This is a genomic window from Microbulbifer variabilis, assembly GCF_023716485.1.
Lineage (GTDB): Bacteria > Pseudomonadota > Gammaproteobacteria > Pseudomonadales > Cellvibrionaceae > Microbulbifer > Microbulbifer variabilis_B.
This window is the reverse complement of record NZ_CP092418.1, coordinates 4213755-4235635: the sequence shown is the minus strand read 5'-3', so window position 1 is coordinate 4235635 and position 21881 is coordinate 4213755. Positions and strand designations below refer to the sequence as shown.

12 protein-coding genes are annotated in these 21881 nt (G+C 49.4%); 8 read left to right on the top strand and 4 right to left on the bottom strand.

Annotated elements, in window-relative coordinates:
• The first annotated feature begins 332 nt into the window (after nt 1-332).
• Nucleotides 333-2183, top strand: coding sequence for an SLC13 family permease (locus MJO52_RS18565; RefSeq protein ID WP_252083445.1), 1851 nt, complete (start codon nt 333-335; stop codon nt 2181-2183).
• 2 nt (nt 2184-2185) lie between these two features.
• Here MJO52_RS18565 and MJO52_RS18560 read toward each other — a convergent pair whose 3' ends face one another.
• Nucleotides 2186-2632 carry a CBS domain-containing protein gene (locus MJO52_RS18560; protein ID WP_252083444.1) on the bottom strand — a complete coding sequence of 149 codons (447 nt, stop codon included), beginning with the start codon at nt 2630-2632 and terminating at the stop codon, nt 2186-2188.
• Nucleotides 2633-3177: 545 nt separating this feature from the next.
• On the opposite strand from MJO52_RS18560, the gene MJO52_RS18555 reads away from it, so the two are divergent.
• Nucleotides 3178-3657, top strand: coding sequence for a DNA binding protein (locus tag MJO52_RS18555; protein WP_252083443.1), 480 nt, complete (start codon nt 3178-3180; stop codon nt 3655-3657).
• Between the two features lie 179 nt (nt 3658-3836).
• The gene (locus MJO52_RS18550; protein ID WP_252083442.1) at nt 3837-4430 is read left to right on the top strand and encodes a SixA phosphatase family protein; all 594 of its coding nucleotides are present in this window, start codon (nt 3837-3839) and stop codon (nt 4428-4430) included.
• Between the two features lie 19 nt (nt 4431-4449).
• Here MJO52_RS18550 and cobB read toward each other — a convergent pair whose 3' ends face one another.
• The 3 genes from cobB to selD form a co-directional block, all read right to left on the bottom strand.
• Nucleotides 4450-5154 carry a Sir2 family NAD+-dependent deacetylase gene (gene cobB / locus MJO52_RS18545; RefSeq protein WP_252083441.1) on the bottom strand — a complete coding sequence of 235 codons (705 nt, stop codon included), beginning with the start codon at nt 5152-5154 and terminating at the stop codon, nt 4450-4452.
• Between the two features lie 204 nt (nt 5155-5358).
• Entirely contained in the window at nt 5359-6666 is a 1308-nt protein-coding gene (locus tag MJO52_RS18540; protein WP_252083440.1) for an NAD(P)/FAD-dependent oxidoreductase, read from the bottom strand.
• A 170-nt stretch (nt 6667-6836) separates the two neighbouring features.
• Nucleotides 6837-9122 carry a selenide, water dikinase SelD gene (selD, locus tag MJO52_RS18535; protein ID WP_252083439.1) on the bottom strand — a complete coding sequence of 762 codons (2286 nt, stop codon included), beginning with the start codon at nt 9120-9122 and terminating at the stop codon, nt 6837-6839.
• A gap of 258 nt (nt 9123-9380) precedes the next feature.
• Between selD and MJO52_RS18530 the strand changes: the two genes are divergently transcribed.
• The 5 genes from MJO52_RS18530 (at nt 9381) to MJO52_RS18510 (ending at nt 21753) form a co-directional block, all read left to right on the top strand.
• A complete protein-coding gene (locus tag MJO52_RS18530; RefSeq protein WP_252083438.1) occupies nt 9381-14558 on the top strand; it encodes a DUF748 domain-containing protein in 5178 nt (1725 codons plus the stop codon).
• Nucleotides 14559-14949: 391 nt separating this feature from the next.
• The gene (locus MJO52_RS18525) at nt 14950-15315 is read left to right on the top strand and encodes a hypothetical protein (RefSeq protein WP_252083437.1); all 366 of its coding nucleotides are present in this window, start codon (nt 14950-14952) and stop codon (nt 15313-15315) included.
• A 64-nt stretch (nt 15316-15379) separates the two neighbouring features.
• Complete coding sequence (locus MJO52_RS18520; RefSeq protein ID WP_252083436.1) at nt 15380-15802, top strand: GFA family protein; 423 nt, start codon at nt 15380-15382, stop codon at nt 15800-15802.
• Nucleotides 15803-16010: 208 nt separating this feature from the next.
• On the top strand, nt 16011-16316 hold the full coding sequence (locus tag MJO52_RS18515; protein WP_252083435.1) for a hypothetical protein: 306 nt from the start codon (nt 16011-16013) through the stop codon (nt 16314-16316).
• Nucleotides 16317-17256: 940 nt separating this feature from the next.
• Nucleotides 17257-21753 (top strand): fibronectin type III domain-containing protein, encoded by a 4497-nt coding sequence (locus MJO52_RS18510; protein WP_252083434.1) that lies wholly within the window; start codon nt 17257-17259, stop codon nt 21751-21753.
• Nucleotides 21754-21881 lie beyond the last annotated feature (128 nt).

The following is a 21881-nucleotide window of genomic DNA, read 5'->3' as shown; positions in this document are numbered from 1 at the left end:
TAAAATACCTGGGCAGAAAATATCTCCGGATATTCCAATATTTTTATCTAATTTTATACTTTGCTGTATTAGCATAAGTCCAATTAAAATTTCCCTTAATCGTAATAAGAAATATAGATTTCCTATTAGCCCATAAAACTACTGGAAGATTGCTCTCGATTTCCATTGAGATCGAGCTATTGAACTTGGCTGGCGCAAATTATGTCTCTAAACGATCAGTGAAGAGTGGTCTTCCGGCGCCTTTATTCCCGTCAATACCTTATCCTTGTATACCCTGAATGAGCTGCCCCGTGGAATTCTTCACGAGTGCTTCATTCAGGAAATACGTATTTATGACCCTAGATCAGTTGCTTATTCTAATCATTATCGCGATTACGATAGCGCTGTTTATCTGGGGGCCTTGGCGCCACGACATGGTGGCGCTCTCTTCCCTGCTCGCTTGTGTTTTTTTTGGATTAATTTCCCCTGAAAAAGCATTTGCTGGATTTGGTCATCCGGCAGTGGTCACTGTGGCCTGCGTGCTGATCCTCAGTCGTGGCCTGCAGAATACCGGAGCTATGGGAGCCCTGGCCCAGCGGGTAGTGCCTCGAAGCGGCAATATCACAGTATCAATGTTACTCCTGACTGGGCTCGGTGCTCTTCTATCAGGGTTTATGAACAATGTGGGGGCTTTGGCGCTGTTGATGCCGGTAGCGGCGGATATGGCGGAAAAACAGGGCCTGGCTCCGGGTAAGGTGCTAATGCCCTTGTCTTTCGCCACGATACTCGGTGGCATGACCACCCTGATTGGCACGCCGCCAAACCTGGTGGTCTCGGGTTTCCGCGACAGCGCCGGGGCGGGCAGTTACGGCATGTTCGATTTCACCCCGGTGGGCTTGGCAGTGACCCTGGTTGGCCTGCTCTTTATCGGTCTGCTTGGCTGGCGCCTGGTGCCAGGTCGCGGCCAAGCGGGTGCGTCCAGTTTCGATACCGGGACCTACCTCACCGAGGCACTGGTTGGGGAAAAGAGCGCGGCAGTGGGTAAGAGCCTGGGTGAAATTGGCAAAGTATTGGGGGCTGAGGATGCACAGGTAGTCGGGTTGGTACAAAGCGATGCTCGGGTAGCGGCAGTAGCGCCCTGGCAGCGGGTGCAAAGCGGGGACATTCTGGTAATCGAGGCAGAACCCGCATCCTTAGCAGCGAGTCTTACCAGGCTTGGACTCACCATGGTTGGTGGGGCTGAGACAGAAAAAGACAAGAAAGTGGTTGTACAGCTGGGAGGGGCAAAGCCGCTGCAGGATGAGGATTCTCGCGATAAGAGTAAGGAAAAGAGCGTCCCCGCCGGTGAGGAGATGCAGTTGCGCGAACTGGTTGTAATGCCCAATTCTATTTTGGTGGGGCGCTCGACTCAGTTTTTACACCTTTCGACCAACTATCAGATTAATCTGCTGGCCCTCTCCCGGCGCGGACGCCGATCGGTGAAGCGCCTGCGTTCTACGCCGTTACAGGCGGGCGATGCCCTGCTGATGATGGGGCCCGATAACCATCTCAATAGGTTTGCCCGGGAACAGGGCTGCGTGCCTCTGGCTCAGCGGGATATCGGCATGCCGAACAAGGAGAAGGCAGTCATTGCCCTGCTTGCTATGGCATTGGGCGTTGCGGGTGCAGCCTTTGGCCTGGTCCCCGCAGCGGTCTCATTTGCTACCTGTGTGCTGGCTTTTATGGCACTCAAGGTTGTGCCGCTGCGAAACATTTACGAGGCCCTGGATGGCTCTGTGATTGTTTTGTTGGGCACATTGATTGCTGTGGCCGAGGTGATGGAAAGTACAGGGGCGGCGGACTTGGTGGCACAGGTGCTGCTGGATAGTTTGGCTCAGGGTAGTTCGGTATTGGCTCTGGTGTTGATATTGATCGTTACCATGACATTGTCGGACTTTATGAACAATGTGGCCACTGCAGCGGTGATGTGTTCAATTGCCATTAGTACCGCTGAACAACTAGCGGTGAATCCGGACAGCTTTCTAATGGCTGTGGCCATCGGATCATCCTGCGCTTTTCTAACCCCGGTGGGCCACCAGAACAATACCTTGATTCTGGGGCCGGGGGGGTTCGATTTTGGTGATTATTGGCGCATGGGGCTGCCCCTGGAGATACTGGTGGTGCTTGTGAGTATCCCCATGTTGCTGTGGGTATGGCCGCTCTAAGCTCAGGCGATGGAGTCGTCCACAGGCTGCGCTAATTCCGCAAGATAGTTGCTACAAAAGCGCAGTATATCGGTCACTGTGACGATACCCACCAGTTCTCCTTCGCGCATGACCAGTACCGAGCCGATACCCGTATCGGCCATAGCCATTAGGATTTTATCCAACGGATCGTGGATATCGGCAATAAAGGGCCGGCGCGCGCACAGGTCGTGGACATAGAGTTGTTGCTCTTCCAGTCGGTGCCCGGGGGCGTTGGCCCTTTCGATATCTCCCTTGGAGATGACCGTTTCCAGGTCTCCGGCACGGGTTACTGGTAGATGGCGCACCTTGTGCTCTTCCATTAGCGCAAGGGCGTCCTCAACGGTGGCATCAATATCGATGTGATAGGGAAACGGCGTCATCAGAGCCGCTAAAGTGGGCATGTGATGAATATTATGGGTATTGGACATAGCGAGCGTCAGGTATCCAATGGTTTTTGGCAATGAGCGCTATAACAAAAGTCAGCGCAATAATTTGCAATTGGCGACTGCGGTTACAATATAGCCAAAATAGGGATGTTTGAATATCCTTTTGTTCAGGCGAATATCCCCGCCTTTGTTACATTTTGTTAGCAATAACCGCGAAGATTCCTATTATATTCAAATGATAGAGCGTAAACGGTTGATATTTGTTGGCGAAAGATTATTATTCGCGACCTCAGTCGAGAAATATAATCAGTGTTTCGGTTTCAATACCGGAAAAGGCTGAAGTCGGCTAGCTTTTAATAATGCATTTGCCGAATATATCTAGCGCTGGAGTCGACCGGTGCAAGGGTATCTCGTTTTTCATTCGGCTAATTCGTAATATGCCGAATATAACATCACTTAACCGCCAGTAATCGGCTAGTGGTGCTGTTAACAATTTTGATATTTCGAATAACCGGACTCGACTCTGTGTCGGCCTCCGCCACAGTGTTTTCTCTGTATTTTTAATAACCGTCGTTGAGGTTTATTGAATGTTCCAGGAATACGAACAACTCGAACAGCAAATTGCCGAGCATCAGGCAAGAATCGAAGAACTGCAGGAGCAAATGGCTCAGGCAGAACGCAAAAAAGATGGCGTTATCGCGTTTGATAAGGCACTGGTTAATCTGGCTGCCGAATATCAGATGGAAGAAGAGGAATTCTTCGTTGCACGTGGCCGCCAGGTCGTTGAGTGGCTGGTAGACCAGCTGAATGATGAAGACGCTCCTGACTACGTACAGACTCTTAAGTCTCGCGTTGCCCGTCACCTGAAAAAAGAGGGTGATAGCCCCCGTCGCGGCCGCCGTGCTGCAGCTACTGCGAGCAAGTCTGCAGAGCCCAAGCTGGAAACCGGTCACTACCGTAATCCGTATACCGGTGCCACTGTAGAGAAGAAAAAGCGCAACCCTAAAGCGCTGAGCCAGTGGATCGATGAATACGGTCTGGAAACCGTTAAAGAGTGGAAGATCTAATTCTGCTCAGGTTTCCTATCCAGCATCGGTAATACCGGTGCTGGATAATCTCCACCAGGGTATTCTTTACATTTCTTAAAAATTTAAACGCATTCTCCTGTATTTCATCGAATATGGGTTTACTGCCCCTATATCCTTTGCATAACCTCCAACCACTATTGGATTGAGAGTATCTTCTTGTGTTTACCCGAATTACCAGTCTGCTAATCATTGGCTTTATAAGTTCGCCTTGGGTCAATACTTGGGCGGAAAGCGCGACATCAAATACCAATAGCCAGACCAATAGCCAGACCAATAGCCAGGTTATTTATTTGGTGCGCCATGGGGAAAAGGAGCTGGGGCCTAATGCTGGCAAAGATCCACAACTAGCAAAAGCTGGCAAGGCCCGTGCCGAGCAGTTGGCGCGGATACTCAAAGGTGTGGAAATTGATGCGGTATACAGCACCGATTTTACTCGCACCAGGGAAACTGCCCGCCCATTGGCTGAACAGCGAGGTTTGCCGGTACAAAGCTATGATTACCGTAAATTAAAAGAGTTTGCCGTGGATTTGGACCAGGCCGGCGATCGAATCTTGGTCGTTGGGCATAGTAATACTACGCCGGAAATGGTGGCCCTTCTCGGAGGGGAACAAGGTGCTCCAATTAGAGAATCCAATGAATACGATCGCCTCTATATTGTTATTCGTGATCGAGGCCAGGTAACCACTCTGTTACAACGCTACGGTAAGGACAGCAGACAACATCACGTAGCTGAACTTTCGCAAACGCAGTAGCCGCTTAGTTGTGTATACGCTAGTCGAGCAGCTCGCGCACAAAATCTCCAACAATCGCCGAGGCCGGTCCGTAGCGGTGCTCGGTGAAAGCATCACCCACACTGCTGGGTTCTAAATTTAATTCCACACTGTGTGCTCCCGCCAGGTTGGCACATTCTACAAATCCGGCAGCCGGATAGACATTGCCGGAGGTGCCAATACTGATAAACAGGTCGCACTGGCTCAGGGCTTCGTAAATCGTCTCCATTTGCAGCGGCATTTCCCCAAACCACACCACATGGGGGCGCAAGGTACCTGATAGTCCACAACAGTTGCAGTGATCGCTAACCAACAGATCCTCCCGCAGGGAAAACAGCTGGCCGCTGCTGCTGCAGCGCGCTTTGAGCAGTTCGCCATGCATATGGATCAGATGATGACTGCCGGCGCGCTCATGGAGGTCATCGATATTTTGGGTAACCAACAAAAACTCCCCAGTGAATTCTTTTTCCAGTGCGGCCAAAGCCTGATGAGCTGCGTTGGGTACTACATCTCCAGATATTAGATGTTGACGACGTTCGTTGTAAAAACGCTGTACCAGCTGGGGATTGCGCTCAAAAGCTTCGGGGGTAGCGACATCTTCGATACGTTGGTTTTCCCATAGGCCGTCGGCCCCGCGAAAAGTACGGATACCAGATTCTGCGGAGATACCGGCGCCGGTCAGCACCACGATACGTTGATATTGCATAGGAAATAATTTCGCCAAGCTGCTGTGATTAGGGCATAGAAATATATTCGACAGTTTACGGAGATCAATATTCTATCGAAAGCCTGAAAGCTTTAGTTATGTAGAGCAAGAAAAATATTACGGTTGATAGGCATAAATCAGATGGCCAAGTTAAAGCGGCCAAGATTGACCGCTTAATTTATTGAGATAACTTTTTTGGTTTCCTCAGTGTAATTTAAGACGAGGGCTCACCGCGCGGTTGGCCTGTCCAATGAGATAAAGCAACATCGCCTTTGGCCAGCCGTGGATTGCCGCCAGGTGCATGCGATAGAGTGAGCGGTAGGCAAAACCTGCAATACGCCCTTCTATGGTGAGACTGCCTTTTACCAGGGTGCCCATCAAATTTCCTACCGCAGTGTATTTACTCAGTGAAACCAGGGAGCCTCGATCCCGATAGTAAAAATGTTCCAGGGGTTTGTTCTCAATCAAAGCGATCAAATTGGAGGCGGTGAGTTTGGCCATCTGTTGTGCTGCTTGAGCGCGCGGCGGTACCCGCTGATCATCACCATCGACGCAACTGGCACAATCTCCCATGGCAAAAATACTTGGATCAGTTTGAGTTTGCAGTGTGGTTTTCACCTCTATTTGATTGAGGCGATTAGTGGCGAGCCCATCGAGACGGTTGAGAAAATCGGGAGCCTTGACCCCAGCGGCCCAGACGCGAATCGCTGCGGGAATTTCCATGCCGTCACCGGTGGTGAGACCCGTGGGATTGGCACTCGCGATACTGCAACCGGTGAGTACGCGCACTCCCATTTTACTCAGTTCGCGCTCGGCGTTATTGCCCAAGCGCGCCGGCAGGGCCGGCAGCAGGTGCGGTCCGGCTTCTACTACGGTGATATCAATAGCGTCCGAGCTGATTCGCCCATAGTTGCCCATCTGCTTGCTTGCATCCACCAGCTCTGCCGACAACTCCACTCCGGTAGCGCCGCCACCAACTATAGCAATCTGCAAGCTGTTCTTAGTGTGGGTTTCCAGGCGCAAAAAATGATTGAGAAGCTGCTGGTGGAATTTCTGTGCCTGCTCACTGCTGTCGAGAAAGACGCAATGATCACGTACGCCGTGAGTGTGGAAATCGTTGCTCTTGCTGCCGATACAGAGAACTAAATAATCGTATTCCAGTTCGCGAGAAGCCACCAACTCATGGCCCTCGTCATCCAACACCGCCCCCAAAGTGACAACTCGACGCTTTCTGTCGAGAGACTGTAGCGCGCCGAGCTGGAATTCATAGCCGTTAGCGCGGGCGTGTACTTGATAGTTAAGGGCGTCCATATTGGCGTCTAATGCGCCAGCGGCAACTTGATGGAGGAGGGGCTTCCAGATATGGGTACGATTCTTATCGACCAGAGTAATTTGTGCTGTGGGAGAGTTGCGTCTTTTTCCCATGAACGGGGTAAAACTGAAATAGTGCCCGAGCCGCGTGGCTAGATGTAGCCCACTAGCGCCGCCGCCGATGATCACAATTTTTTTCATGGTGGGTGGTCTTCCTGTCGATTACTAATAAGCCGACTCCCCAATCTGTGAAGACCTATCGCCGCAATACATGGTTAGCGGCGCTTGTTTTGCTGCCAGTATCCTCCGCATTGGCAGTGATATCAACAGGCCCGAACAAGTGATGATAAATAGAAATAAAAGCGGAATGATTACACTTGGCTGTGTTCCGCCTCGCTATTGTGAGTGATTAACTGCCGCCAGTGGCCATCCCGACGCAGGCGTATCTTTGGCTGGGGGTTGCCCCTAGTGTTGATCACTCCGATGATGGCGGCCTGGCTGCAGCCACTCTGTAGTAGGGCGCGAACGCAGGCTTCAGCCTTACTGGCAGGAACAGCGGCGAGCAGGCCACCACAGGTCTGTGGATCAGTGAGTAGCGCCCAGTGTGGTAGGGATTGCCACTCCCGGGGGTTTTCCACAAAGGAATAGGCACTGGCGTTCTGCGGTTGTAGGCTGGATAACCAGCCGCGCTCAATGCACTGACGGGCGCCGGGAATCAGTGGCAGCGGCTCGGCGATTAGAGTGGCACTGAGCCCATCGGGTTTCAGCATTTCCAATAAGTGGCCGAGTAAACCAAAGCCCGTGACATCAGTGAGAGCGTGGGCGCCGTGCTGGGCGAAAACCCCGGAAGCGGCGGCATTGCTGTGCAGCATGGTCTCCAATGCCTTTTGCAGCCAGCGACCTTTGGCTTCCCCCATCCCCTCGGCGGCGAGAATGGTGCCGATGCCCAAGGGTTTACTCAATATCAGACAGTCTCCTGTGTGAGCCCCACATTTTTCCAGCAGTTGCTCGCGCTCAGCCAGGCCGTTCACAGTGAGGCCCAACTGCATCTCCGCTCCTTCGGCAGTGTGGCCACCGGAGAGTACGCAATGGTGGCGGTTGAGTTCGTAAATCGTACCGGCGAGCAGCTGTTGTAAGTCCCGTTGGGTGATTTCTTCTGCCGCGGTGGGCAGGGTGGCCAATACCTGTGCACTCACCGGGCGGGCATGCATAGCGAACAGGTCAGAGAGTGCGTGCAAAGCGGCAAGTCGCCCGAACAGCCAGGGGTCTGCAACCGGGGCGCGCAGTTGGTCGGAACTCTGCACCAATAATTGCGAGGCGGGCAGGTCCATCACGGCGGCATCATCTCCAAGTCCGCGCAGTAGGTACTCAGATTGCTGTATGGGAAGCTTGGCCAGGGCGCCGCGTAGTACTTCAGGGCCTACCTTGGCACCGCAGCCATTGCAGCGCATGCTCGCCAGAGAGATGCCCTGGCGCTGGTTGAGTATCTCGCGAGGTTGGGCGCTCGGCATCTCTTCCATGCTGATGGACAGATCGCTAAAGCGCTGCATAAAGTTGCGATCAATATGGTCTTTCCAGCGCCACAGGGGGGCTCCCACTGCGGCAAGTCCATTGCGCACCGCAACCGCGCGCTTGCCGCCACAGGCCAACAGGCTCAGAAAGCGCTTTTGCGGTCGGTAATTTTTCAATAGCTGTCCGGTGAGAGTGGCGCGCAGATTGTGAAACAGCACCGGCCCTTGCCGCACTGCGTAGACACCAGCCTTGGGCAGTGGCCCGGCGGAAAAACTGGCCACGTCACCGGCGGCAAAGATTTCCTGATGTCCCTGGGCACGCAGTTTACGGTCTACTACTACGAAGCCTTTATCGTCCAGAGCTAGCTGGGAATCCGCCAGCCAGGGGGGAGCACAGGCGTTGGTTGAGAGCAGCACCTGATCCAGGTTGAGTAACTCGCCATTGTTGCTGCGTACGCCCTGCTCAGTAATTTCTGATACCGGCCAGTTGTGATGTATCTCTACGCCGAGGCTATCGAGCTCACGGGCCACTAGTTTTCGCGCGAGGAAAGGATAGCCTTGGGGGATTTCATCAGCTCCGTGTATCAGGTGTATTTGTACGCGCCCGGAATAGATCTGCTCCTCCAGGCTATGAGCCATTGCCATGGCCAGTTCGCAACCACCGGCACCGCCGCCGACAATACCCAGACGCAGAGATGTGCGATTTTTCTGTACATGTCTCTGCAGTTTTTGCCAGAAGTTGTAAAAATGTCCGATAGGCTTGATGGGGATTGCCAATTCTGAGCCGGGCAGCTCACGCACCGGGGTGGCACCGACATCCAGGGACAAGAGGTCGTACTCTAATGGTGGACGCCCGAGCAGGGATACCGTGTGCGCCTTTACGTCGATATGGTGGGCACAGGCCTGAATAAAACGAGCGCCTGCAGCGCGACACAGGCGCGCCAGATCGATATGGGTGTCATCCAGTGAATAGTGGCCCGCTACCATCCCCGGCAACATGCCGGAATAGGCGGTTTGGATTTGTGGAGAAACCAATGTCAGGCGCGCACCCGGCAGCGGGTTCATTGCCCACATTTGCAACACAATGGCATGGGTGTGGCCACCGCCGACCAGAACGATATCCTGGTAGTTAGGATGCTCCTGCATTTTTGCTCACTACTGATTTCTGCAACAGTTGCTGGGGTAAAGCCATTGCCCGCCAGCCAAATTCTCCCGCCGTGCAAATTCACTTCTGGATAAATTTTAGACAGCGTGAGTTGGGGCGAGACTGATCACACGACGTCAGCCTTCATTATCGCGAATCGCGACGCCAGGGTAAAAAAAACTGTGGGGCTGGTCTTTACTTTATGGGCTTGGCTGTCGTTGCAGCTTGCGTTCAACTCATTTCGCGGCGCGATTTTTCCAATGCCAACAGAGCCTGCCCGTCATAATGCCCGCTTTCATCACCTGCTGTGGTGGTTGATTGGCGGATTATTATTGCTGGAAGGCTTTTCATTCGTGCTTTCCGGTTTGGTACGCGATAAGGCCAGTACATGGATGGCCGAACGCGGACTGGATTTTCAGGCGCAACACTTTCGAGTGTCTCTGCTGGATTTAAGCTTGTTGCTTGTGGATGCGCGTGCAATCAACCGCGAAGGGAGAGGGTTTTCCGCCCAGGAAATTCTGCTGGATTACAGTTGGTGGCAGTTGCTGCGTGGTCGCGCCAATCTGCCTCGAGTCTCTATTAGTGGCGCCTATATGGATCTGCAATCTGTGCCGGGAGAATGGCGCAGAGAATGGGAGGTGGGCGGCTGGGATTTGGCACAGGTTGAGCGCAAGGATAGGGATTTTAAGCTGGCAATCGAGCGAGCACGAATTCGTAATAGCGAACTCTGCTATTTACACAAGCCCATCTGGTCTACAGCCTCCTGCGTTTACATTGGCGATATAAGAGCGCGGGATTTCACCCTGGGGCTGTGGCGCAAAGGAAACGTTCCCCTAAAAGTTGATATTGCCGCTGCTGGGATTGAATTACACGAATTATTAGCCAGAGAGAGAAAGTCTGCGCGATATAACACGACTTTGGCGCATCTGCAGATGAAGTCAGGGGATTTTCGTTGGCCTAGTTTGCGCACCGAAGCGGATGCCTTCCACGCCGAATTTTTTTCCAGTTGCCCGCCACAACAGTGGGCCGATGCGATTCACGGATTACAGCGCCTGATCGGTCACTGCGCCGCAGCGCGCCGTTTGAAAGCTGCAGGGGATTTAAAGTTTGATTTTGGTCGTGTCGCTATGGCGCAGTGGCGCCGTGCCAATGGCGAAGGCGTTATATTACGGCGCAGCGATCAGCGTTGGCAGGACTGGCGCGCAGAAACCATTACTATCCGCGATTTTGATTATGTTCGCCCGATTAAACGGTTGCGCTGGCGTCGTGCAGGCGCTACCGCCTTCGATTGGTGTCCACAGTACTTGCGCGATGCCAAACACCACTTTTGTGTGCGAGCCACCACCCTGAATCTCCCCGGTCCTACCAAGTTTGACTGGAATCAACCGCTCAAAATAGTTACCGGTCCCAGTCGCGCCCAACAGGTGCGCTATGTGGATGTCGCTCAGCCCCACAGGCAGCCTCTGACAGCACAGCAAGCCCGGCTGGGTCCACTGGAGTTTGATAAGGCCAGCCGAATTCTCTCAGTGGGCAGTTTGTCGGTGAATAGTGCCAGCGGCTGTGTGCCCGGTGAATTGTGGGGTAAACCCGATCACTGCGTGCGCTTGGTGGGCTTGCGTGGAGAGGAAAAAGTGGCGCTGCGTTTTGGTTCGCAGTCAAAGTCGATTCCATGGGGAGCTGCTAGTGGGCCAATGTATCTGGGACAGATGCAGCTAGAGGGATTGGCAGAAGAGAGGCTGCGACTGCGTCAATTAAAGTGGGAGGGTATCGACACTTTAGCATCGGATACACCTTACTCAATTCAGGATTTTTCCCTGGAATCCTTGTCTGGCTGCTTATCGCGTGGCTTGCTGCCTGAGGGCTTGGGGCCCTTGTGTGCCCAGCTCAGCAGTCTTAAGGGACGAGGTAATTTTGCCTGGCAACCAGGTGAGGATGGGTATGCCATTTTTGGCAAATTGAGGGTGCAACGACTTATGTTGGGAGATAGTCCCAGCGGTAATAAAGGGCTTTTACTACAGAAAATGGCCAACGGCAGCGGATATTTTCGCCGCGAAGCCGTTGAAGATCCCTGGGCTGCCAGCGCCATGGCATCAAGTATCGGCCCGATAGAGGCGGATTATGGTACGGAGAAGGGCAATCTAGAGGAACAGGGGCCTCAAGCCAGTAACCAAATGGCCAGTGTCAATGCGCCAAACTTCAAATTGGAAAATGCCAGTTTGCAGCGCTTAGATGGTTGCTTACCAGATTCTTGGGCACGGTTAATTTACCGGGATTCCCTGCCGCTTGAGAAAATGCCCACTTGCTTTGACTTTCGTGACTTGCGCCAACAACAGCCTCTTCGCATTGCTTGGCGCGGAGGCTTTGATATTGCCACTGCAGAATTTTCTATCGAGCGTGCTCTGGCACACACGACACAAAATCGCTCCCTGCTAAATATTGAAGACCTGAATTTCCCATTAGTTAGAATCCGTTATTTACCGTCTGCGGCGCTCAGCACTTATATTGCATTGCCTGAAAGTGCACTGGAAATACTGGATATTTGCCTACCGGATATCGCGGTACTTTCTGATATTCACATTCGCTGTATGGACCTTCAGAAATTGCATTTAGGCGAAGCCTTCCACTTGGAGTTTGGTCGACAGCAAGCATCGGCCAATTTGAATGACTCCAGCATTGCTCAGATTCAACTGCTGGAGATGGACGGAATAGCTGCACTGGATATTCAACAGCTTTCTCTGCCAGAATTAGAATTTCTCTGGTCCCGCAATGGTGCTGCCACTTCAGAAATAAAGTTTGACAAGCTGTCTGCAGAGTCCCTATTGGCTTGTCTACCACAGCGACAGGGCATAATGGGAAAACTCCCCCATTGTATATACAGTCGGGACTTGCACTCTATCAATAGCAGTGGGGTGTCACTGGGAATGACGGAATTTACCCGTGCTGCCTCTGCCGAGCCCATTTGGCAGTTTGCAAAACTTGACATTCCTCGGATTTATTTTTCCCCCGGCTCCATCGATCTCTACGATTTAACGATCGACAATATCTTAGTTTGTGGTTTACAGCGCCTGTTCCCTAGTGAAATCGATAGGGCAAACCTGGCTGACTGTATTGAAACACCACAGATAAAATTTACGGGTAACCCAATTAGTATCGGCTTTGAAAGTAGCATTGATCGGATTAGTTCTGGCGCTGTTTACACTGGTCCAATCGCTTTTTGGCAAAAAGGTAGAGATTTCCTGCAGGCAGGCCTGCAACAGTTGAGTTGGCGGGGAGTCAACTGGAATGGTGGGAAGGACTTTTCTGTTGCCGACTTAAAGATTCTCAATACCCGGGTGTGCCTGCCAGACTCCGGCAAGATTGTAACGATAGAAAGGCTTGAGCGATCCAGAGCTGGAGATACGCGGAGCTGTTATGGCGTCGATGAGCTGTATATGCCAGGTTTGCAGCGCGTATCCCTAAGTCGGCCTTTTACTCTTGAGGGCTCCTTACATTTAGCTGGTCTCTCTATTCCACGCAAAAATACTGAGCCAATTAAAATACCCAAATTTCAGCTGGATAATATCTCTTTTGAGGGGGAGGCACTGGTACGGGTGCAGGGTGCTAGTGGCTGTTTACCCGCCGGACTTTTGAAAGACAAAAATATTGCCCCTTGTTATCAGTTGAGCCAATTACGCTTGGGAGGTATGGAAAGTCTACAAGAGGCGACCGGAAGGATTTTTCTGCTCAGGGACATCAGTGTGGCGGAAATACAAATGCATGAGAAGGGCTTTACGCAAGCATTGTCTTTCCCGTTGTTGAAGACGCAGAGATTGCAAGTGGAGCAATTGCGTTTGGAGGGACGATCTCTAGGAGTACAACAACTACGGCTTCTGAGTATCGCCAGCTGTATTCCTGCCGGTTATTTTGATCAAGGGATTCATTGCTTCAAACTCGGAGCCGTTGAGTTGGATGGTAACTTCAATGGCGTACACGGGCTAACTCTTCCACTGTTTAAGGTTGAGAATATTGATCTTTTTTCACCTCGAGGCGAATTATTAGTAGAGGGGGAAAGTATTGAAATTTCCCACTTTTCTCTGAATTCAGAAGAATGGTACTTCGCCTGGGGGGAGGCCGTACATTTCCATTTCTTCAACCGGGATCCTGGTGTTCCCGAGTTTGAACGCCACAGTACCATTGGGGACTTTAGACTGTTGCATATTAAAGGCTTGAGTTTCCATAAGCGTATGGAGTTATTGACGATTGATTTTATCGATTTCCTGCGCCCACGTTTTATCTTGTTGAGGGATGAGCAGGGTCAGTTTCCGGTAACCTGGGAGATTGCCGAACTGCGAGGGATACCGATTAATCAATATCTGCATAGGAAGAAAAAACACCGACCTCCACTCTTATACCATATTGGTGATATCCACCTGCGCCATGGTACTTTTACCTGGGTGGATCGAAAACATGAGTTTCGCGCACGGCTGCCAGTACGCGATATCAATCTTAATCTCAGCGATATCAGTAATGTGGGGGAGCATCCTCCAGCTGTGATTGTCGCGAATGGCCGCCCCGGTGGATTTGGCGATATTCAATTAGGGGGGACAATAGACTACTTGGGACAAAAAAAATGGAATGCGGATCTGACCGGTTATCTGGCTAATGTAAATCTGATACCGGCTACGCCTTATATGGCCAAGCTACTCGGTTTCAAGATACTGCAGGGGCAGATGGATGCGGTGGTGAATATCCATGTCTATGAAAATCAATTAAATGCCTTTGCCGATGTGGTGTTGGAAAAAATAAAGGTTCGGCGTGTACGAAAAGATGATCAATTACCAGTTAAGAAGAGGTTTATCCCTCTGAACCTTGCCCTTTGGTTATTAAAAGATGGTAAGGGGAATGTGAAATTTGGTATGCCCGTAACCGGCAATATCCGCGATCCAAAGTTTTCTATGGAGTATGTCTTCAGCGAGTTATTACATAAAGCCATTATGGATGCTTTGTTTAGTTACTTCACCCCCTATGGTATTTATCTTTTGGCTAAATTGGCCTGGGGGCGATTTATGGCGAAGTCTTTTGATTCTATTGATTTTGCTCCCGGCAGTGCGGAGTTAAGTGGATTGGCGCTGGCACAACTTCAGCAAATGGTTGCAGTGTTACATAAACATCCAGATGCCCGTCCTGGTGTTTGTGGTATTGCCAATGCCAGGGATTGGAATACAATGTATCCAAATTCAACAATTGGTCTACGTGGCAGTCGCAGATTTTTATCAAATTTCTACCGTAGGCCGCCGATTTTCTTGCGTGAAGAATTTGAGAAGCTAGCCTTAGAGCGCAGTCGAAAAGTTGAGCGCTATTTGATTGATGCAGGTATCCCAGCTGCTGAGCTTATTCCTTGCGCACCGGATTATATGGGGCGAGACTTTGGCGATCCAAGAGTTGAATTTTCTAATTAATATCAGTGATATATTTCTAAGAAAAGTTGATATTTAATGGGGTGCCTTATTCTCTATGCTGGAGATATATCATCCTCTTGGATGAGTGTTTTGTGGAAGTGTAAGTGGCTATATTTATCAGTGTGGAGATATGTTATTAATAAATGAAATACTTCCTATATTCTAGCTTGCTTTATTTATCAATAAAATCTGCAAGATATTTCTATGTTTTTTCAGTGAAGTTTGGGTTATAAATGCCCAAAAGGTAAATCATATTACCATAGCTTGAAGTGCTTCTCATTTTTGTGACATAGTTGGGATGAGTATACCTCTCTTTGGGTAGTGCTATTTACTACTAATATTGCGACTATCTATCAACTTATTTACTGCTATAAGTATTCAGGGATTGAATATGAGAATAATTATATTTTTCCTACTGCTGTTCTCAAGTTCTTCATTTGCTATTGAGCAGCAGCAGCCTCTAAAAACCATGTCTACATGCCTGGTTATGAATAAGTGGAGCTCCTGGGGGATGTGGGAATTCCAGGTTTATGCTATGGCCAGAGAGAAAATCTTAATTGGTAATAAAGAAAACCACTTTCTTATTACGGCAGACGAACCAGGTTTTCGTCATATCGTTGCGGGGGAAGTAGTGGCAAATTACCCAGAGGCAATCACCCTGAAAGCACTTGGCAGCCAGTGTATGGAAAATTGCCCAGAGAATCACACTAAAAGAATTAACTGGTTCAAGCGCCGTTGTAAGTTTTATGAGTCTTAGATTGCCCTGTGGCAACAGTTAGTAAGTGTACGCTTCTATAGCTTTACAGAAGAGAGAGGAAAAAATGAGTGATACTAATCCAGTACAGGGAAGCTGCCTGTGTGGTTCTGTGACCATCAAGGCCGAGCTGCCTTCTTCTGACCTTGGAGTCTGTCATTGTAGCATGTGCAAAAAGTGGAGCGGTGGTCCACTGTTGGCGGTGGACTGCCAGACCAGTGTGGAAATCTCTGGTGAGGAGCATGTATCTGTATTTGACTCTTCGGACTGGGCTGAACGCGGTTTCTGTTCCAATTGTGGCTCCCATCTCTTCTACCGATTAAAGGAAACTCAGCAGTATTCAGTTCCTGCGGGTATCTTCGAACTTCCCCCAGAAGTGACAATGACCCATCAGATATTTATTGATGAAAAGCCCACATACTATAGCTTTGCCAATGAGACCAGAAACATAACCGGCCTGGAGCTGGTCACTGAATTTTCCGGAGAGTAAGTGATCACACACTCCTGATTACTTTTGGGGGGACCATTTGTCGCCCTTTAAGGTTACTATTGTTCGCTAACAGCGCTATCGGTTTGAAAGCGGCTGTGCCCATAGCAAATCGTGGGTAATTGGGCTATCTGGAAGCAGCATTATCAAGCTGTGAAAAGGGCCTGAAAATTTGCAATGATCAAGTAGTAATAGGGAGTGGCAGAGTGCCATGACAGAAACACAGATAGTAGAAATTTTCCTGGCCAATCAGTGGTGGTCCATAGTCGCCTTGGTAGTATGTGTCATAGGTGTGACCCTGTGTTGGTTTGGGGGCCTAATGGCTGCATTGACTGCCTTGGGTAATAAGCACTGGGTTTGGGGGATTGTCACTATATTTCTTGGCCCTATTACTGGGATTCCCTATGCACTCCGTTATAAAGAGGCGGAATATGCTCGCTCTTTGATGTTGCGGGGTGTTTGGGTGTTGTTGCTCGGTTTGGTTATTGCTGTTTTGGTTTTATTTTTAGGTCGCTAGATTTATTACGCGTTACTTTTAAGTAGCGCGTATCTCTCCCGAAGTATTTCCCTACTATATTTCCCTGTTACATTTCTCTACTACATTTCTTTGCTATTGCAGGCTGCTTTAATTGCAGGATTTATGAAATTACATTTTTAATCTTTAAGGTTGAGTGTGATTAACTTAAGTGCTGATGCCTGCTCCGTACTTAAAGGTTCTATATATGATTTTTTGATGTTGCTATGTTTTTAGGGTGTTGAAAATATAAGTTTTTTTGTTCGGGTTAATTATTTTTGTATTGTGGTTTTTTTAAATTGCGGGAACCTCTTAAGTTTTGGTGTCGGTTTGAGTGGGGTGTTTAATTGTTCTTATTGAATTTGTTCAATGTTTTCTGAGTTTTTAATTTTGTTCGTTTTTTTTGTAAAAGCTTTTGCTAAGCTTGCCTGTCTTTTGGGTTAGCGGAAAAAAATCAATTTTTAAGTTTTTAAATAGGATATTTGTACCATTTTGAGGTTGTTAATGTCCTTTTTCTGTGTGTGGAAATAAAAATAAATAAAATAATTGGCGTATTTTTCTTGAAAGAGATCTATGCTCGTCGATAGAATTCGGCGTGTATTTTATTGTTGGGGATTCCGCAATAAATTGTCTTTAAAGGGATTGTTGGTGCTTAAGGGAGGAAAGTCACATGTGTTGTTATTTTTAGTAGTTGCTTTTGGGCTCTTTAAAGGTGAAGAGCTTTCTATTTGCTGTTGTTTTTGAGGTTGAGGTTTTTATTTTTCGATCTATTTAGATCTCTGTCGTTTGGTTTTTTGACATGTTGACTTTTGTTCGTAACTTTTTTGTGCTGCAGGTTTTAAGTGCCAGTACTATTGCTTATGGGTCTGCCTTGAGCGGGCCGAGCACAGATACTGATGGGAAATATTCCTTGTCATATAATTCTGTAGCGCCAATTGGGATAATGGGTGTATATTTAAAGGAGTATAAAAATGGAACTTTTACTCGGAATATTCCCTTAGACTATGGATTTTCCAGTTCAAACCCTACTAAATCTATAACCGTTTCTTCTGCCGGTAAATACTTTTATGAGTATTGGCATGAACACTGTACTCCTGATGTTATCTCCCCTGATGATTGGGAAGATAAAGTTACATCTTGCCCTGCTTCCCGATTCAATAGGGTTAAGTTAGGCACTCATACCGTTAACGTTATATTTCAACCAGCAGCGCCCTCCAGTATCAATTACGGCACTTTCGATAGTGATGGGGCTTACAAGGTTAGCTGGTCTTCCAGTACTGGTGCAGGCCGGTATGAGCTCTACCGTAGGGTAAATAGTGGCTCCTGGAGCAGGGTTTATAACGGTTCTAAAACTAGCTTTGATGAAAGTGGCCGCTCTAGTGGTAACTACCAATATCGTGTACGAGCCTGTAACACCGCAAAGAATTTATGTGGTGCTTATAAGAACGGCGGAACCATAAAGGTAGAGCTGACGCCATCAACCCCAACCTCTATCACTGTTCCCAGTTATACCTCCTCTAGCAGCTTTAGCATCAGCTGGGCTGCCAGCAGCGGGGCTACTCGCTACGAGGTACAACAGCGCAAGGATAACGGCAATTGGTTAGGTGTTTATTCTGGTTCCTCCACCAGTACAACGATTGCTTCCCTGAGTCATGGTAGTACTTACCGATTTAGAGTACGGGCCTGTAATACCACTTGCTCTGGCTATCGAGAAAGTCAAAATATAGAAGTCTATTTCCGTCCTGGCGTACCAACACCTAAATTAAATACCACCACCAGCCTCGATGGTAAATATACTGTCAGCTGGAATACCAAGCAGTTTGCCACCAGTTATCAGTTGGTCGATGGCAGTGGCTCTACTCTGTACAATGGTTCTGGTTTAAGTAAGAGTTTCTCTGGTGTTAGCAATGGCTCTTATAGTTATAAGGTTCGCGCTTGTAATGCCAAGGGCACTTGCTCCAACTACTCCTCGTTAGTAACAGTTAAAGTCGATCGAGCCGTTGGTGTGCCCGTAGCCTCAGCTTCGCCAACCAACAGCTGGGATGGCAAGGTCAAGCTTAGCTGGAGCGAAGTTAAAAAAGGTGGTCTCACCGTTGAATATCAAGTGGTAGACAGTGCAAATAAGCAGCTTTATCGCGGCACTGCACGCAGCTACCAGCTGAGCAACTTGCAAGACGGGCGCCACTGCTACCGGGTACGTGCACTGACCTCAACAGATCAGTCCAACTATTCACCGGAAGCCTGCGCCACCGTAGCGTTGCTGAAGCCACCCGTAGCGCCTAGCTATATCACCGTGCCTTCCTCTACTGGCGAAGCTTATACCGTAAGTTGGCCATCGGTGGATAAAGCAGATAGCTACCTGCTACAGCAGCGTATGAATAATGGCAGCTGGAAAACCGTGTATAACGGTGCTGGCAATAGCTATAAATACAATGCCTCTCCATTAGTATTCGGTACGCACGATTATCGTGTCCAGGCTGCGAACAAAGCGGGCTCTTCCGACTTTAGTAATACCTTCACGGTAACGATGGAGCTGGATCCCACGGTACAGATCCGCAAACAGCTGTACTACAACGAAGCCGATCAGGTACCTGCGGCCCAGGAAAATCCTGCCCAGGGTATTTTCTCCCGGGATAGAGCGGCCTTCCGCTACCTGGACCTGATGTATATCGTCGATACCAACACCAATACGGTGATCAACCCCTATGCCAGTGGTGAAGCCACGGTTGAGTTTTCCAGCCTATATGACACTGCTGAGCGTAACCGCGCTACAGAGGTAGAAGCGTTTATTTTCGAGCAGCTCACTCATCACCCCAACAATGAAAACCTGCAACGTTTCACGCTGGATGTTTACTACGATCGCGCGGTAGCGGAAATGATCCTGGCTAATGAAGCCCTGGATAATGCCCGTATTAGCCGCCTGCGTAACGAAGCGGTAGAGGTCGAAGTTGGTCATATAGAAACTGCACACCAGTTGTTGAAGGATGCCCTGGAGCAGTACAACTCCCTGCTGACCTATGCGCCGGAGTTTTTAGCACAATGGGGTCCCTCCCGTGGTCAAATTAGCCCCCGCTACTACGACCCCAACGACCTGGCACAAAAAGATGTAACCCCAGCAGAATTACTGTTCACCGGTTACAAAGATGTCACCATGCTCTATCAGCTGATGAGCAAATTGGCTTCTACTAAAGTGCAGCAAGCGCGTCTGGCCGTCGTTGCCGGACAGACCAATACCACCCTGCTGGCACAAATGGTTGACGAGATGAATACGCTGCGCAGTGAGTTGATTGCTAAAGAGCAATCATTGCGTGCGATCTTCCCGAATACCGACTTTACCCAGGTGCAAGGTTTCTCTGGTCTGCCCGAAGCGGTGTATGCATGGCAAACCCATCTCAGCGATTTGGAAAACTCCGTGAGCTGGCTCACGGGCGAAACCAATATTCTGGGCCTGCCACAGGACTCAGTGTTGCTGGTACAGGGTTACGGTATTGATGGCAACACCGTGTTTGATTCCTTCAATGCACTGAGTGACTTCCTCGGTAATGACAGCAGTGGCCCTATTGCCACCGCACAGAATAGTCTCGCCGCCGCAAAAACCAGCTACGAGAACTACCGCCACAGTGCCGACAAGCTGGCCACGGAATATACCGACCGCCACCAGCAGTTGGGCAACTGGTTGTACAGCCTGTTGGGCCTGGAGTTCCCAAGTAACTGCTTCAGCAAAGACTGCATTATTGTTGAAGAGTCTGCACAGCAAGGTAGTGAAATTGCCTTGCAGGCAAACAATATTGATATCGTGCAAATCGCACTGAGCAACAATCTACAGCGTATGGAAGACCTGCTGAGTGCGATTGAAATCGAAATCGAGCGACGTGCGGAGGAAGAAGGTATCGTCGACGGCATGTCGAAGATCATCCTGGATTACGGCTCCAAGCAGGAATCCATTTCTAAGCAAATCACCAAGATTCGTAAAGAAGCGGAGAAATCCAGAAAACGCGATGGCTTCCTGAAAGTAGTGGGTGGTGCAATTAAAGCCTACTACACCGGAGATACAAGCACGCTAGAGCAAGGTATCGATCAGGTGGTTTCTAGTCATATCAATCTCAAGAGCATTAAAGATATTGGCAAGCTAGAAGCAATGAGCATTCGCTTGGGTGCAGAAGAGCGAGCGAAGCTGAATGACAGCAGCAATAAACTGTTGGATGTCGAAAGCCGAGCGCGTGTACGCACCATGTGGCTGGAGGCAAATACCATCGCGCTGGATATTGCCCAAGCGGAAGCTACGGTTGAGCAAGAAGTTGAACGTTTAGTCGGCATGCTGAATCAGGCACAGCGGGTTATGAACCAAATGTTCACTACTAATGCCAATCTGGCTGAGCGTTATTTTGCTGACCCGATCCATGCCAGCCGCCTGACTACGGAAATGTTGCGTGCAGAGCGTCACTTTGAGGAAGCGCAGAAGTGGTTGTTCTACGCGGCCAGTGCCCTGGAATACAAGTGGCAAGAATCATTTGTGGGTTCAGTGACTGGCTCCAGAAAGGAAGATATTTTCCAAGTGCGCAATGCCCAGGAGCTGAGGGATTTCTATAGTGAGCTTTTGACCTTCGATCAACTTCATAAGCTTGGAAGTATAGAGCAGGCGACGGACACCTTCTCTCTGAAGGATGATGTGTTCGGCTATGTGGATAAAATCAATGGTATTTCACAAACCTATGCACATCCGGACCCCGCTCAACAAGATGGTCCGCGGCTGAGCCCGCAGCAAGCCTTGCAGGAAAAGCTGCGCCTGTTGTCGCGTAAATACGGCAGTGATACCTGGGTAACCGTGGAATTTAGTACTGTGAAAGAATTACCGCGCAGTAACTTCTTCCTGGGGCCGGTTATTGCCGACAACGGTGATTTGTCTTGCTTGGCAACTGGTGGTAATTACCTGGATAAAATTGAAACCGTTGGTCTTAATATCCCCCTTGCCTATAGCGTTAGTGGTGAAACCGAAACGCCTGCATTTTTGACTTATGGGGGCACTAGTTTCCTGCGTAGTAAAACTCCGGGAACTCTGGTGGAAAATGCGGATGGAGTTGGTATTCAGGACGAGTTTATAACTCATAGCACTCGATTCTGGGATGCCGTTGAGGGAACTGGGCTGGCGTTCAGAAATAGCTACCGTGTTTCTATGTCTGCGAACTTGGATGTGCTTAATAGTGGCACTGGTTCAAATTCCACGATTACCAGTGCGTTTAAAGAACGCAGTGTCGCCGCCACTGGCTGGCGCTTGTCGCTCAAGTTGGCAGACCGTTATGGTTCACTGGTAGACCTCAATGCGGTTAAAGATGTTGAGTTGATCTTTAACCATCGTTTTAAACCGAGAAATGTTGATAGCTGTGGTGGCGATGATGGCACTGGTCCATTGTTGCTACTGCGTAAACCTGTAGTTCATTAATCTTATAAATAGATGCATCTCACATTATGTGAGGTGCATCGTTAATTATCTTAACCTTCTTGTGCTTAAGTTTTTGTGCATATCTCGCTGTGCTTGTTAGGTTATTTTATGAATAGAGTATTTAATAT